We start from the raw sequence: 12,740 nt of genomic DNA, 5'->3' as shown, positions 1-12,740 counted from the left end.
CTGCACCCAGGCAGCGCCCGCCGAACTCCGGCTGCCGAGCTGGCCCCGCAGGGACTGGTCGCGCCCTAGCCGGCGACCTCTTCGCCCAGGGCCCGTCGCAGCGCCATGGCGGCATGCGGGGCGCGTTCCTTGGCGCCGCTGATGAAATAGACGAAGACGTCGCGCGGGGCTGCCGCGGGCGCGGCCGGCTCGATGCGCGGCACGCCTTGCGGCTCGCAGCCCTCGGACCAGGCGCGGGCTGACGCGGCCAGCGACGGGAAGACCTCGGGCCTGCAGCCCAGCGGCTCCTCCGAATGGGTGCGCATGATGCGGGTGTAGACGAAGTCGCCCGTGGGCTCGGCGATCGGCGGGTAGTCGTCAGACTCCGTGAACACCGTCGCCGCCTTGTACTGGCGGGCCAGGGCCAGGTATTGCGGGCTCTGGAAGCTGGCGTGGCGCACGTCCAGCGTGTGGCGCAGCGGCAGGCCGTCGACGCTGGCCGGCAGCAACTCCAGGAAGGCAGTCAGGTCGGCCGCGTCGAACTTGTGCGTCGGTGCCAATTGCCAGACGATGGGCCCGAGCTTGTTGCCCAGTTCGGCGATGCCCGACTCGATGAAGCGCCGGATGGAGTCGGCGCCATCGGCCAGCACGCGGCGCTGCGTGGCGAAGCGGATGGCCTTCAGCGAGAACATGAAGCCGTCGGGCGTTTCCTTGCGCCACTTGGCAAAGGTGGCCGGCTTCTGGGCGCCGTAGTAGGTGCTGTTGATCTCGATGGTCGTCAGGCGCCGGCTGGCGTATTCCAGCTCACGCGCCTGCGGCCAACCCTTGGGGTAGAAGTTGTCGCGCCAGGGCTCGAAGTTCCAGCCGCCGATGCCGACCCTGATGGTTTTTGAACTCACGCCGACTCCTGGCTGATGACTGTATGGAAAACCAGTCTATCGGCCAGAGAGGGCGGCGCGCAAGCGGGCTTACATGCCCGCGTAGTTGGGGCCGCCGCCGCCTTCGGGCGTGACCCAGACGATGTTCTGCGTCGGGTCCTTGATGTCGCAGGTTTTGCAGTGCACGCAGTTCTGAGCGTTGATCTGCAGGCGTTCGCCGCCGCCGGCCTCGTTGGGCACGAACTCGTAGACGCCCGCCGGGCAGTAGCGGCTCTCGGGGCCGGCGTACTTGGCGAGGTTGACCTGCACCGGCACCGCGTCGCTTTTCAGCGTCAGGTGGGCGGGCTGATTTTCCTCGTGGTTGGTGTTGGAGATGAACACCGACGAGAGGCGGTCGAACGTCAGCTTGCCATCGGGCTTGGGGTAGGCAATGGGCTGGCACTCGGCAGCCGGGCGCAGGGCGGTGTTGTCGGCCTTGTGGTTGTGCAGCGTCCACGGCGGCGAGGCCACGCCCAGCTTGGGCAGCAGCCACTGCTCGATGCCGGTCATCAGCTGGCCGGTGGACTTGCCCTTCTTGAACCACAGCTTGAAGTTGCGGGTCTGCTGCAGCTCCTCGTTGAGCCAGCTCTTCTCGAAGGCCTCGGGATAAGCCGCCAGCTCGTCCTGGGCGCGGCCGGCGTCCAGCGCGGCGCTGAGCGCCTCGGCGGCCAGCATGCCGCTCTTGATCGCCGCATGGCTGCCCTTGATGCGGGCGGCGTTTAGGTAGCCGGCGTCGCAGCCGATCAGCGCGCCGCCCGGGAACACCGTCTTAGGCAGTGCCTGCGGCGTGCCGTTGTTGATGGCGCGGGCGCCGTAGCCGATGCGCTTGCCGCCTTCGATGTGGGCGCGGATGGCCGGGTGCGCCTTCCAGCGCTGCATTTCCTCGAAGGGGCTGAGGTAGGGGTTGTCGTAATCCAGGCCGATGACGAAGCCCAGCGTGACTTTGTTGCCGTCCAGGTGGTACAGGAAGCCGCCGCCGAAGGTGTCGCCCTCCATGGGCCAGCCGGCGGTGTGGACCACCTTGCCCGGCTGGGCCTTGTCGGCCGTAATCTCCCACAGCTCCTTGATGCCGATGGCGAAGGTCTGGGTGTCCTTGCCTTCTGTCAGCTTGTACTTGGCAAGCAGTTGCTTGCCCAGGTGGCCGCGAGCGCCCTCGGCGAAGATGGTGTATTTGCCTAGCAGTTCCATGCCGAGCTGGAAGTTGTCGCCGGGCTGGCCATCCTTGCCGATGCCCATGTTCCCGGTGGCGACGCCCTTCACGCGGCCCTGCTCGTCGTACAGCACCTCGGCGGCGGCGAAGCCCGGGAAGATCTCGACGCCCAGGCTCTCGGCTTGGGCTGCCATCCACTTGACGACGTCGGACAGGCTGATGACGTAGCAGCCATGGTTGTGGAAGTTGCGCGGCACGAGCCAGTCGGGCGTGCGGGTGCTGCCGGTCTCGGACAGGAACAGCACGTCGTCGCCGGTGACCGCCTGGTTCAGCGGCGCGCCGAGCTCCTTCCAGTTCGGGAACAGCTCGGTGATGGCGCGCGGGTCCATGACGGCGCCCGACAGGATGTGGGCGCCGGGCTCGGAGCCTTTCTCCAGCACGACGATGTTGGCGTCGGGCTTGATCTGCTTGAGCCGGATGGCCGTGGCCAGTCCTGCCGGGCCGCCGCCGACGATGACCACGTCGTACTCCATGGACTCTCGGGGGCCGAACTGGGCCAGGATTTCTTCGGACGTCATGCGGGTCTCCGACGGTATTGAATTGCGCGGGATTCTAGAGAGGCTGGATCGCAAATCGAACGATCGTGCTTTTTTAGTGCCGCGGCTCTAGCCCGGTAGGATCGGCGCAGCATTCCAAAGAGGCAGTCCCATGAGTTACTCCATCAATCTCGAAGGCCGCGTGGCCCTGGTCACCGGTGCATCCAGTGGCCTCGGAGCTCAGTTCGCCAAGACCCTGTCGCAGGCCGGCGCCTGTGTCGTGCTGGCCGGCCGGCGCGTCGAGCGGCTGAAGGATCTGCGTGCCGAGATCGAGGGCAACGGTGGCGACGCCCATGTCGTGCAGCTGGACGTGACCGATGTGGCCAGCATCAGGGCTGCCGTGGCCCACGCCGAGACCGAGGTCGGCACGCTGGACATCCTGATCAACAACTCGGGCGTGTCCACCACGCAGCGCCTCACCGACGTCACAGAGAACGACTACGACTACGTGATGGACACCAACACGCGCGGCGCCTTCTTCGTCGCGCAGGAGGTGGGCAAGCGCATGCTCGCCCGCGCGCGCGGTTCGGCGCCGGGCACGTTCATCGGCGGGCGCATCGTCAACGTGGCCTCCATGGCCGGGCTGCGCGTGCTGGGCCAGATCGGCGTCTATGCGATGAGCAAGGCTGCCGTCATCCACATGACGCGGGCGATGGCGCTGGAATGGGGCAAGTACGGCATCAACGTGAACGCCATCTGCCCGGGCTATATCGACACCGAGATCAACCACCACCACTGGGGTACGGAGCAGGGTAAGAAGCTCGTCGAGCTGCTGCCCAGGAAGCGCGTCGGCCAGCCCCAGGACCTGGATACCTCGCTGCTGATGCTGTGCGCCAACGAGAGCCATTTCATCAACGGCGCCGTCATCCAAGCCGACGACGGCTTCGGAGTCTGAATGTCCAAGCGAGACCTGACCCCGCTGGAGGCCCGCGTCCTCGCCGTCCTCGTCGAGAAGGAATCCACCGTGCCGGACAGCTACCCGCTGTCGGCCAACGCGCTGACCGCGGGCTGCAACCAGAAGACAGCGCGTGATCCGGTCATGGATGTTGCCGAAGCCGAGGTGCTGGCCACGGTCGAGGAGCTGAAGTCGCTGAGCCTGGTCAACACCGTCAGCGGCAGCCGCGTGCTGCGCTACGAGCACAACTTCGCCCGCGGCCTGGGTGTGCCCGGTGCGGCGATGGCCCTGCTGACCCAGCTGATGCTGCGTGGCCCGCAGACGGCGGCAGAGCTGCGGCAGAACACCGAGCGGCTGCATCGTTTTGCCGATGTGTCGTCTGTGGAAGGCTTCCTCGAAGAGCTGGCCGAGCGCGAGCCGCCGATGGCCATCAAGCTGCCGAAGGCCCCCGGCGCCAGAGAAGCCCGCTGGGCGCATCTGCTGTGCGGGCCGGTGGCGTCCGTCGAACAGGCCGCCGCCGTGGCTCAGCCGCGAGACGAGGAGGTGGCTTTGCTGCGCGCCGAGGTGGCTTCGCTGCGCCAGCTCGTCAACCGCATCGCGGCCGAACTGGGCATACAGCCATGAGGTACGTCGTTCCGGCCGAGAAGAAGCTGACCTTCGAGCTGCGCATCCAGATGCGCTGGGGCGACATGGACGCGATGGGCCACATCAACAACACGCTCTACTTCCGCTACCTGGAAATGGCGCGAGTGGACTGGCTGTCTTCCATCGGCGCGCCGCCCAACCCGGGCGGGCAGGGGCCGGTCATCGTCAATGCCTTCTGCAACTTCTACCGGCAGCTGAAAGTGCCGGGCGAGGTGCTCGCGAAGCACTACGTCAGCGACCCTGGCCGCACCAGCTTCGAGACCTGGATCACGCTGGAGCGGCTCGACGAACCCGGCGTCATCTACGCCGAGGGCGGCGCGACGACGCTGTGGTTCGACGCCCAGACCGACAAGGCCATCGCCCTGCCGGACTGGGTGCGCGAGATCGTCTCCTGATCAGCGGAAGGTGTACTTCACGCTCGCGTAGATGAAGCGGCCGCGCGGGTCGGTGTAGCTCGGGTCATAGCCCGACAGGAAGAAGTAGGCCTGCTGCGAGAACGGCGGCGCCTTGTTCGCCAGGTTCTGCACGCCGGTGCGCAGCGTGAGGGACTTGGTGGCCTCCCAGCCGGCCGACAGGTTCCACAGCGAATAGGCTGCCACCTTGCGGTCGGCCTTGCCGATGACGTGCTGGTCGTCGTAGCCCTGCAGATAGCTGTTGGACAGGGTCATGGACAGCGGGCCGTTGTCCCAGTCCAGTGCCAGGGAATGGCGCCAGCGCTGCACGACGCCGTCGTTGATGAAGACGCCCAGGTTGCTGACGAAGGGATCACCGTCGCCGGTCTGCTGCTGGGACTTCAGCGTCAGCGTGCCGTTGAAGCGCAGGCCGAACTGGCCGAAGGCGGTCTTCAGGCCGCTGAGGTTGACGCCCAGGTCGAGGCCCGAGATGCGCTGCTTGCCGCGGTTCTGCTTGACGAGGTCGATGGCGTCGATGACGCCGTCCGCGTCGCGGTGCACCAGCGAACCGTATTTGCCCAGGTCGCCCAGGATGACGTCCACGCCCAGCGTGCTGATGAGGTTGGTCTTCTCGATGTTCCAGTAGTCGGCGTTGAGGCTGACGCCGCGCCTGGGCTCGAAGACGGCGCCCAGCGAGAGCTGGCGCGACTTCTCGGGCTTGAGCTTGCTGTTGCTGTAGTTCAGCGTGTTCCAGATGTCCGAGCAGTCGGTGACGGTGTTGCTCGGGTCGGCGGCCAGGCAGACCGGGTCCACCAGCGTGGCCGACGAGCCCTGGGTGACGGGGCGGTACAGGTCCGACAGGCTGGGCGCGCGGAAGCCCTTGCCCACCGAGGCGCGCAGCAGCAGCTCCGGCATGGGCACGTACTTCAGGCCGACCTTGGGGCTGGCGGCGCCACCGCTGACCTGGTAGTGCTCGTAGCGCAGCGCGGCCTGCAGCTCCAGCTGCTTGGTGATGGGAGCGCTCAGTTCGCCGAATAGCGCGCTGACCTTGCGCGACCTGCCGAAGTCGGAGTCCGGGCCCTGCGAGGTCTCGCCGAGGATGAGGTCCTGCTTGAGCGCATCGGACTGGTGGTAGTCCTGCTTCTCGCGGCGCAGCTCGCCGCCGACGGCCACGGCCAGGTCGCCGCCGGCCAGCGTCGCCAGCGCCTTGGAGGCCTTGAAGTCCAGGCTGTCCATGGTGCCGGTGGCGCGGCGCACCTCGCCGCGGATCTGGGCCTTCTCGTACAGCGCCAGGCCCTTGGCGTCGGAAGTCTTGAACGGGCTGATCGTGCCATTGGCGAAGGCGTCGCGGATCATCTGTTCGTTCAGATAACCCTGGTGGTCGCGGTCGGACACCTTGCTGGTGCTGTGGTTCAGCGCCCATTCGTAGTCCCAGCCCGCCACCAGCCCCTGCGTGCCGATGACGAAGCGGTTGGTGTTGGACACCAGCTCGCTGGTGCGCAGGCCGGCTTCGACCATGCGGGTGCGCACGGTGATGACGCGGTCCTCGTCGTCGGCCGCCAGGCTGTTCAGGGCGCTGCCCTTGAAGGCGGGCACCAGGGCCACGTCGATGTCGGCATCGACCCGGTTGGGCGTGCCGGTGTAGAGCGTGCGGGCGCGCGCCAGCGAGGCCTCGGCGAAGAGCTGGTGGCCGCCACCGAGGTTGAACACGCCGCGGACGAAGCCGCTGCTCTTGGTCGACTTCGGATACAGCTCGATGTCGCGCATGTAGTCGAAGGTGCAGCCGTCCGCGCCGCCGATGCCGTCGGGCAGGTAGAGGTTGGCCGGCGGGTTGCAGCCGGTGGCGGCGGCCGGGTTGACGGTGCGCGAGTCGATGACCGTGCTGCCGTTGCTCGAATAGCCCTCGCCGGCCAGTGTGCGCATCTGGTAGCGCGACAGGCGGATATTGCCCGGGAAGGTGGCGCTGGACAGCAGGTCCGGCAGCTGGCCGGGGATGTCCAGGTCCTTGATGAACTGGCGCTTGGACGCGTTCAGGCTGCTGGTCTTCTGCACGTCGAGCACGCCGAAGACGTTGAAGCCGTCGCGGGCGAAGTCGCCGAAGCCGCCGGCCACCGTGGCCGAGCGCTTGGCCGCGCCATGGCCCTCGGTGGTGTTGCCGGCCAGCGCGTTGATGTCCACGCCGGAAAAGTCTTTGCGGGTGATGAAGTTGATGACGCCGCCGATGGCATCCGAGCCGTACAGCGAAGAGGCGCCGTCCAGCAGGATCTCGACGCGCTGGATGGCGGCGGCCGGGATGCTGTTCAGGTCCACGCCGGCGGCGTCTCCGGGCGAGGCGAAGTTGGCCATGCGCCTGCCGTTCAGCAGCACCAGCGTGGACGACACGCCCAGGCCGCGCAGGTTGGCGGCGTTGAAACCCATCTGGTCGCGAAAGCCGCCATAGCCCACGCTGCCGCCGTCGGTCAGGTTGTTGGCGCTGGCGCTGATGCGGGCGATCAGCTCGGCGGCCGTCGTCACGCCGGCCTTGTCAATCTCGTTGCGGGTGATGACCTGCACCGGCAGGGCTGTCTCGCCCTCTATGCGCTTGATGGCCGTGCCGGTGATCTCGACGCGCTCCAGCGTTGACTGAGCCTGGGCGGCGCAGCTCAGCGCGAGCAGGGCCGCGGCAGCGGCGATGCGGGTGGGGCAGGGGGGTGTCGTCATGGGCGCTCTCCGTGGTTCGGTCGAGTCTAGGCACGGTGCTGCTAGCCACCCGGGCATCGGGCCCGGATTCGTCTCGCCCGCGCCACGGCGGCGTCGTTCGAATTAGGGGCGAATCGTCACCGGCGCTCTGTCATGATGCGCGGTCTGACCAAGGAGGGTTGTGGGCATGAGGGCATGGATCTGGGCTGGTGTGGCAGCAATGGCGATGGCCATGGGCGTGCAGGCGGCCCCGCCGACGACAGCGCAGGCGGCGAGTGCGCCTCAGGGCTTCAAGCTGCTGCGGCCCTCGCCGGCCGCCTCGGCGCCGCGGGCGGCAGCACCGGCTCCCGCCAAACCCGCGCTGGCGGCCTCGGCGCCGCCCTCCGGCGCGCTGCAGCCCCTGCCCGAGTCCGAGCCCGCCATCCGTGGCTATGCGGTGCCCATCGGCGGCGCGCTCAAGGCCGACAACGAGGAGGTCTGGCAGCGCATCGTGCAGCTGGCCGGCGGCAAGGGCGCGCGCTTCGTCGTCTTCGGCACGGCCAGCGAGGATCCCGAGGCCAGCGCCAAGCAGGTCGTCGACCTGCTGCAGCGCCGCGGCGCCATCGCCGAAGCCTTGCCGGTGGCGCCGAAGTTCCTGTGGGTGGATCTGAACAAGGTCGTGCGCGACCCGGCCCTCATCGCCAAGGTCAAGGCGGCCAAGGGCATCTTCTTCACCGGCGGCGTGCAGGAGCGCATCGTCGACGTGCTGCAGCCCGGCGGCCAGAGCACGCCCATGCTGGAAGCCATCTGGGAGGTCTACCGCAAGGGCGGCGTCGTGGCCGGCACCTCGGCCGGCGCGGCCATCATGAGCACCGTGATGTTCCGCGATGCGCCCAGCGTCGTGAACATCCTCAAGGGCCGCTTCGCCGACGGCAAGCAGGTCGACCGCGGCCTGGGCTTTGTCGGCCCGCATCTCTTTGTTGACCAGCACTTCCTCAAGCGCGGCCGCTTCGGCCGCATGATCCCGCTGATGATGGCCAAGGGCTACAAGCTGGGCCTGGGCGTGGACGAGAACACCGCGGCCATCATCCGGGGCGACGAGATCGAGGTCATCGGCGACCGCGGCTGCATGATCGTCGACCTGACCGAAGCCAGGACCGACGCCACCCTGGGGGCCTTCAACGTGCAGGGCGCGCGCCTGTCCTACCTGGAGCACGGCGACCGCTACCACATGCGCGCCCGCTCGGCGACGCCCTCGGCGCCCAAGCTGCGCGGCGACCTGCACGATGCCGAGTCGCCCAGCTTCAAGCCCTACTACACCGACGACGTCTTCCACCTCGACATGCTGGGTGACTCGACCATCTCCGGCGCGATGAGCCGCCTCATCGACAGCGTCAAGCGCGAGGTCAAGGGCCTGGCCTTCGATGTGCTGCCGCGCACCAACGACCCGCTGGCCGAACTGGGCTTCCTGTTCCGTCTCTACAAGGGTTCGGACTCGCTGGGCTGGAGCACCGAGGAGTTCGGCGGCGAGCAGTTCACCGTCACCAACCTCTACCTCGACATCAGCCCCGTGCGGCTTCCCATGCCGCTGTACGGCGGCTGGGGCGGCCCGGCCAAGGCGCCGGTCGATCTGCCTGCGGCGTCGGCCCAGCCGGCCCAGCCGGCCTCGGCCCCGTCGGGCCAGTAGCGGCGCAGCTCCCGCCGCGCCTGCTCACAAGCGTTGCGCTTCGTCGAATTTCCTCGGGCCTGACCCGCTGTTGATTTGCGCCCAGCCCTGCCAAGATGGCGGGCCTGTGACTTTCGCCACCCGGCACCCATCTTGCACAGTTCCCCCCAAGCCGGCATCGTCATCGTCATCGGCGGCGCGCTGAAAGCCGACAGCGAGGCCGTCTGGCAGCGCATCGTCGACGAGGCCGGCGGCGCCGGTGCGCCCATCGCCGTCTTCCCGACGGCGGCCTACGAGCCCGAGCGCATCTCGGCCCAGATCGTTGCCGCGCTGAACCGGTGCGGCGCCCGTGCCGAGGCCATCCCGCTCGCACCTCACCTGGAAGGCGTGGACCTGCAGGCCACGCTCGACGACCCGGCCCTGATCGCCCGCGTTGCTTCGTCCAAGGCCGTGTTCTTCTCGGGCGGCGCCCAGGAGTACCTCGTCGACACGCTGCAGCCCGGCGGCCGAGCGACCGCCATGCTCGACGCCATCCGCGCCGTCTTCGCGGCCGGTGGCGTCATCGCCGGCACCAGTGCGGGCGCAGCCGTCATGAGCCGGCTGATGTTCCGCGACGCGATGGACAACCTGGCCGTGCTGCGCGGCCAGTGGCGTGCGGGGCGGGAGTACGACCGCGGCTTCGGCTTCCTCGCGCCAGACCTCCTCGTCGACCAGCATTTCCTCAGACGGGGCCGCATCGGCCGCATGCTGCCGGCGATGCAGGCGCTGGGCTACCGCTTCGGCCTGGGCGTGGACGAGAACGCGGCCGTCGTCATCCAGGGCAGCCGGTTCGAGGTCATTGGCGGCAGCGGCGCCGTCCTCGTCGACCTCGGCGAGGCCACCCATGACGCTGCGCTGCCGGCCTTCAACCTGCGTGGCGCCCGCCTGGCCTATCTCGACCACGGCGACCGCCACGATCTCGCCAGCGGGCAGACCACGCCGGCCGCGCACAAGTTGCTGGAACCCCGCATCGACCCGGCTGCGCCCGGCTTCGAGCCCGGCCTCCAGTCGGACCGCTATTTCCTCGACATCCTCGGCGATGGCTGCATCCTCGAAGCGCTGACCCAGCTGCTGGACGGCCCCGCGCCCGAGGTGCGCGGACTGGCCTACCGCGCCAATCCCAGGCCCGGGGAGCCTAAGCCAGACATCGGCTTCGAGTTCCGTCTGCGCCGCGAGCCCGGACTCGTCGGCTGGTGCAGCGCGCTGCTCGGCAGCGCGGACTACACCGTGCTCGGTGCCCGCCTCGACGTCGTGCCGGTGCGCGTGGCCAACCCGTTGTTCACGCCGCTGGCGGCCGAGCCGCTGCGCGTGGTGGAATCGGAGCCACGGCTGCAAGGAGAACGGCGATGAGCGAGATCAGCGGCGAATTCAGCGTCGGCATGAAAGCCCAGGATGCGCAGGTCGAGAGCCCGGCCATCGGGCGCATGCTGCTCGACAAGCATTACCAAGGCGCCCTGCAGGCGCACGGCGCCGGCCAGATGCTGGCCATGCATGGCAGTGTTGCCGGCTCGGCGGCCTACGTGGCGCTGGAGACGGTGACCGGTTCGCTGCTGGGCCGCGAAGGCAGCTTCGCCCTCGTGCATCATGGCGAGATGGACCGTGGCCGGCCGACGCTGGTCATTGGCGTCGTGCCCGACTCCGGCACCGGCGCGCTCGCTGGCCTGACCGGCAGCATGCGCATCCGTGTCGAGGGCCACAAGCATTTCTATGATTTCGAGTTCACCCTGCCCGACTGAAGGCGAAGGAGCCATCACCATGAAAAAGATCACCCCGTTCGTCCTTGCCGCTGCGCTGCTGGGGGCGGGCGCCCATGCCGCCGATGTCGGCGTGTCCATCCAGGTCGGCCAGCCCGGCTTTTACGGCCGCATCGACATCGGCAATGCACCCCCGCCCGTGGTGCTGGCCGAGCCCGTCTGGATCCAGCGCCGTCCCGTGAACGTGGCGCCCGTCTACATGCGTGTCCCGCCCGGCCACCAGAAGAACTGGGCCAAGCACTGCGCCAGCTACAACGCCTGCGGCGTGCCGGTCTATTTCGTGCGCGAGGACTGGTACGAACAGCGCTACGGCCGCCGTGACGATGGCCGTCGCGACTATGACGACCGTCGTGGCGACGACAACGACCAGGGCAAGGGCCACGGCAAGGGACATGGCAAGGGCCACGGCAAAGGCAAGGACAAGGACTGAGGCCGCCTGCGCCGGCCGCGACACAATGGCGGGCATGGCTGACACCGACACCCGCCCCGAAGGTTTTCAACGCGTCAGCGCCGCGCTGGCGGCGCTTGCCCATCCCCACCAGCCGATGTGGCTGGACGTCGCGGCCCGCACCGCCCAGGAAGCCGCCGACGCCCTTGGCGTCACGCTCGGCCAGATCGCCAAATCCGTTGTCTTCCGCCGCAAGGCGGACGACGCGGCCGTGCTCGTCATCACCTCGGGCGACCGGCGTGTGGACGAAGCCAAGCTCAAGCCTCACACAGGCGCGCTGGGCCGTGCGGATGCCGACTTCGTCAAGGCCCGCACGGGCTTCTCCATCGGCGGCGTGTCGCCCGCCGGCTTCGCGCCGGTGCACGGCTTTGCTGCGCCCCGGCTCTTCATCGACCGCGAGCTGTTCCGCTTCGACATCATCTGGGCCGCGGCCGGGCATCCGAACGGGGTGTTCAAGCTGACGCCGGGCGAACTGGAGAAGCTGACCGGAGCGCCGGTGATCGACGTCGTCCAGGCATGAGGCCCGCTGTTGTCTCGCCCTGCGTGAACGTCTGCCAGATGGATGCGGCCACCGGCTGGTGCCGTGGCTGCGCGCGCAGCATCAACGAGATCGCCGGGTGGGGCGGGGCGCCTGCAGACGTGCAGCGCCACATCCTCGACCAGTTGCCCGAGCGGCGCGTCGAGATGCATCGCCACGGCCTGTGGCTGGGGCCCTGGCCGCTTTCGCAGGAGCAGGATCGATGAAGCAGTTGACCTTCTATTTCGACCCCATCTCGCCCTATGCGGCGCTGGCCTTCGAGGCGCTGCCCGAGGCGCTGGCCGGGCATAGCGTCGAAGTGGTCTACCGTCCCATCCTGTTCGCGGCGCTTTTGCAGGCGCTGGGGCAGAAGGGCCCGGCCGAGATCGAGGCCAAGCGGCGCTGGACGTTCCGACAGGTGGCCTGGCTGGCGCATGCGCAGGGCGTGGTGCTGGACCCGCCGGCCCAGCACCCCTTCAACCCCCTGCCGCTGCTGCGGCTGGCCTGGGCCTGTGCGGCGCCCGAGGGGCAGCCGGGCGACACGCCGGGGCGCTGGGTCGTCGAGCAGCTTTTCCATCACGTCTGGCGCGGCGCCGGCGCCGATGCCGGCGACCCGGCGCGCCTGGCAGCGCTGACCGAGCGCCTCGCGCCCGTGCAGGACCCGGCCAGCGAAGCCGTCAAGCAGCGCTTGCGCGGCGAAACCGAAGCGGCCCTCGCCCTGGGCGTCTTCGGCGTGCCGACGATCGAGTTCGAAGGCCGGCTGTTCTGGGGCCAGGACGCGCTGCCCATGCTGCGCGCCGCGATGGACGGCGATCCCTGGTTCCGCAGCGGCATCTGGGAGTCCGCAGCGCAGCCCCGCCCCGGCATCACGCGTAAACACTAGGCGGGGTTGTCCGCGCCGGCGACGGCCGCTCCAGCCTGACGCAAACCGTCTCGGGATTTACCCGTGAGAGGCACTGGCTCTCGCAATGAGAAACGCCGACTGCGGGTTCCTGCGGGGTTTGTCAGCGTCGATTCAGACTCGCGTCAGAACACGGTCAGAGGCCGTGGCAATAGTCGCGCCGAGGGAAGCCTGTGGGGCGGC

General features: G+C 68.7%; 13 protein-coding genes. 10 read left to right on the top strand and 3 right to left on the bottom strand.

Annotation, left to right across the window (positions count from 1 at the left end; genetic code table 11):
* Positions 1-65: 65 nt before the first annotated feature.
* On the bottom strand, positions 66-878 hold the full coding sequence (locus tag AC07VX_RS22095; protein ID WP_493167196.1) for a DUF72 domain-containing protein: 813 nt from the start codon (positions 876-878) through the stop codon (positions 66-68).
* Between the two features lie 69 nt (positions 879-947).
* Entirely contained in the window at positions 948-2,624 is a 1,677-nt protein-coding gene (locus tag AC07VX_RS22090) for an electron transfer flavoprotein-ubiquinone oxidoreductase (RefSeq protein ID WP_493167195.1), read from the bottom strand.
* 130 nt (positions 2,625-2,754) lie between these two features.
* On the opposite strand from AC07VX_RS22090, the gene AC07VX_RS22085 reads away from it, so the two are divergent.
* Genes AC07VX_RS22085 through AC07VX_RS22075 form a run of 3 tightly spaced genes read left to right on the top strand, consistent with a single transcriptional unit; the run spans position 2,755 to position 4,577 of the window.
* Positions 2,755-3,537, top strand: a complete 783-nt coding sequence (locus tag AC07VX_RS22085) for an SDR family oxidoreductase (protein WP_493167194.1) — start codon at positions 2,755-2,757, stop codon at positions 3,535-3,537.
* Positions 3,538-4,161, top strand: a complete 624-nt coding sequence (locus tag AC07VX_RS22080) for a YceH family protein (protein WP_493167193.1) — start codon at positions 3,538-3,540, stop codon at positions 4,159-4,161. It abuts the gene before it with no gap.
* Entirely contained in the window at positions 4,158-4,577 is a 420-nt protein-coding gene (locus tag AC07VX_RS22075; protein ID WP_493167192.1) for an acyl-CoA thioesterase, read from the top strand. The genes AC07VX_RS22080 and AC07VX_RS22075 overlap by 4 nt, the downstream gene beginning before the upstream one ends.
* Here the strand turns inward: AC07VX_RS22075 and AC07VX_RS22070 are convergent, their stop codons facing one another.
* The gene (locus AC07VX_RS22070; protein WP_493167191.1) at positions 4,578-7,274 is read right to left on the bottom strand and encodes a TonB-dependent receptor; all 2,697 of its coding nucleotides are present in this window, start codon (positions 7,272-7,274) and stop codon (positions 4,578-4,580) included.
* A 166-nt stretch (positions 7,275-7,440) separates the two neighbouring features.
* Here AC07VX_RS22070 and AC07VX_RS22065 point away from each other — a divergent pair, with 166 nt between their 5' ends.
* The 7 genes from AC07VX_RS22065 (at position 7,441) to AC07VX_RS22035 (ending at position 12,539) form a co-directional block, all read left to right on the top strand.
* Positions 7,441-8,919, top strand: a complete 1,479-nt coding sequence (locus tag AC07VX_RS22065) for a cyanophycinase (RefSeq protein ID WP_493167190.1) — start codon at positions 7,441-7,443, stop codon at positions 8,917-8,919.
* 132 nt (positions 8,920-9,051) lie between these two features.
* On the top strand, positions 9,052-10,287 hold the full coding sequence (locus AC07VX_RS22060; protein WP_493167189.1) for a cyanophycinase: 1,236 nt from the start codon (positions 9,052-9,054) through the stop codon (positions 10,285-10,287).
* Positions 10,284-10,673 carry a DUF3224 domain-containing protein gene (locus AC07VX_RS22055; RefSeq protein ID WP_493167188.1) on the top strand — a complete coding sequence of 130 codons (390 nt, stop codon included), beginning with the start codon at positions 10,284-10,286 and terminating at the stop codon, positions 10,671-10,673. The genes AC07VX_RS22060 and AC07VX_RS22055 overlap by 4 nt, the downstream gene beginning before the upstream one ends.
* A gap of 19 nt (positions 10,674-10,692) precedes the next feature.
* Complete coding sequence (locus AC07VX_RS22050) at positions 10,693-11,121, top strand: hypothetical protein (protein WP_493167187.1); 429 nt, start codon at positions 10,693-10,695, stop codon at positions 11,119-11,121.
* A 25-nt stretch (positions 11,122-11,146) separates the two neighbouring features.
* Entirely contained in the window at positions 11,147-11,659 is a 513-nt protein-coding gene (locus tag AC07VX_RS22045) for a YbaK/EbsC family protein (protein WP_493167186.1), read from the top strand.
* Complete coding sequence (locus AC07VX_RS22040) at positions 11,656-11,883, top strand: DUF1289 domain-containing protein (RefSeq protein WP_493167185.1); 228 nt, start codon at positions 11,656-11,658, stop codon at positions 11,881-11,883. Before AC07VX_RS22045 ends, AC07VX_RS22040 begins: the two co-directional genes overlap by 4 nt.
* Positions 11,880-12,539 carry a 2-hydroxychromene-2-carboxylate isomerase gene (locus tag AC07VX_RS22035; RefSeq protein WP_493167184.1) on the top strand — a complete coding sequence of 220 codons (660 nt, stop codon included), beginning with the start codon at positions 11,880-11,882 and terminating at the stop codon, positions 12,537-12,539. The genes AC07VX_RS22040 and AC07VX_RS22035 overlap by 4 nt, the downstream gene beginning before the upstream one ends.
* The last annotated feature ends 201 nt before the right edge of the window (positions 12,540-12,740 follow it).

This window comes from Roseateles sp. GW821-FHT03B02 (genome assembly GCF_059421025.1).
This window is presented reverse-complemented; position numbering and strand designations above follow the sequence as displayed.

Excerpts from the sequence above, each read along its gene's own strand:
- AC07VX_RS22090 (WP_493167195.1), bottom strand. The coding sequence starts at position 2,624 with ATGACGTCCGAAGAAATCCTGGCCCAGTTCGGCCCCCGAGAGTCCATG.
- AC07VX_RS22085 (WP_493167194.1), top strand. The coding sequence starts at position 2,755 with ATGAGTTACTCCATCAATCTCGAAGGCCGCGTGGCCCTGGTCACCGGT.
- AC07VX_RS22080 (WP_493167193.1), top strand. The coding sequence starts at position 3,538 with ATGTCCAAGCGAGACCTGACCCCGCTGGAGGCCCGCGTCCTCGCCGTC.
- AC07VX_RS22075 (WP_493167192.1), top strand. The coding sequence starts at position 4,158 with ATGAGGTACGTCGTTCCGGCCGAGAAGAAGCTGACCTTCGAGCTGCGC.
- AC07VX_RS22070 (WP_493167191.1), bottom strand. The coding sequence starts at position 7,274 with ATGACGACACCCCCCTGCCCCACCCGCATCGCCGCTGCCGCGGCCCTG.
- AC07VX_RS22065 (WP_493167190.1), top strand. The coding sequence starts at position 7,441 with ATGAGGGCATGGATCTGGGCTGGTGTGGCAGCAATGGCGATGGCCATG.
- AC07VX_RS22055 (WP_493167188.1), top strand. The coding sequence starts at position 10,284 with ATGAGCGAGATCAGCGGCGAATTCAGCGTCGGCATGAAAGCCCAGGAT.
- AC07VX_RS22050 (WP_493167187.1), top strand. The coding sequence starts at position 10,693 with ATGAAAAAGATCACCCCGTTCGTCCTTGCCGCTGCGCTGCTGGGGGCG.
- AC07VX_RS22045 (WP_493167186.1), top strand. The coding sequence starts at position 11,147 with ATGGCGGGCATGGCTGACACCGACACCCGCCCCGAAGGTTTTCAACGC.
- AC07VX_RS22040 (WP_493167185.1), top strand. The coding sequence starts at position 11,656 with ATGAGGCCCGCTGTTGTCTCGCCCTGCGTGAACGTCTGCCAGATGGAT.
- AC07VX_RS22035 (WP_493167184.1), top strand. The coding sequence starts at position 11,880 with ATGAAGCAGTTGACCTTCTATTTCGACCCCATCTCGCCCTATGCGGCG.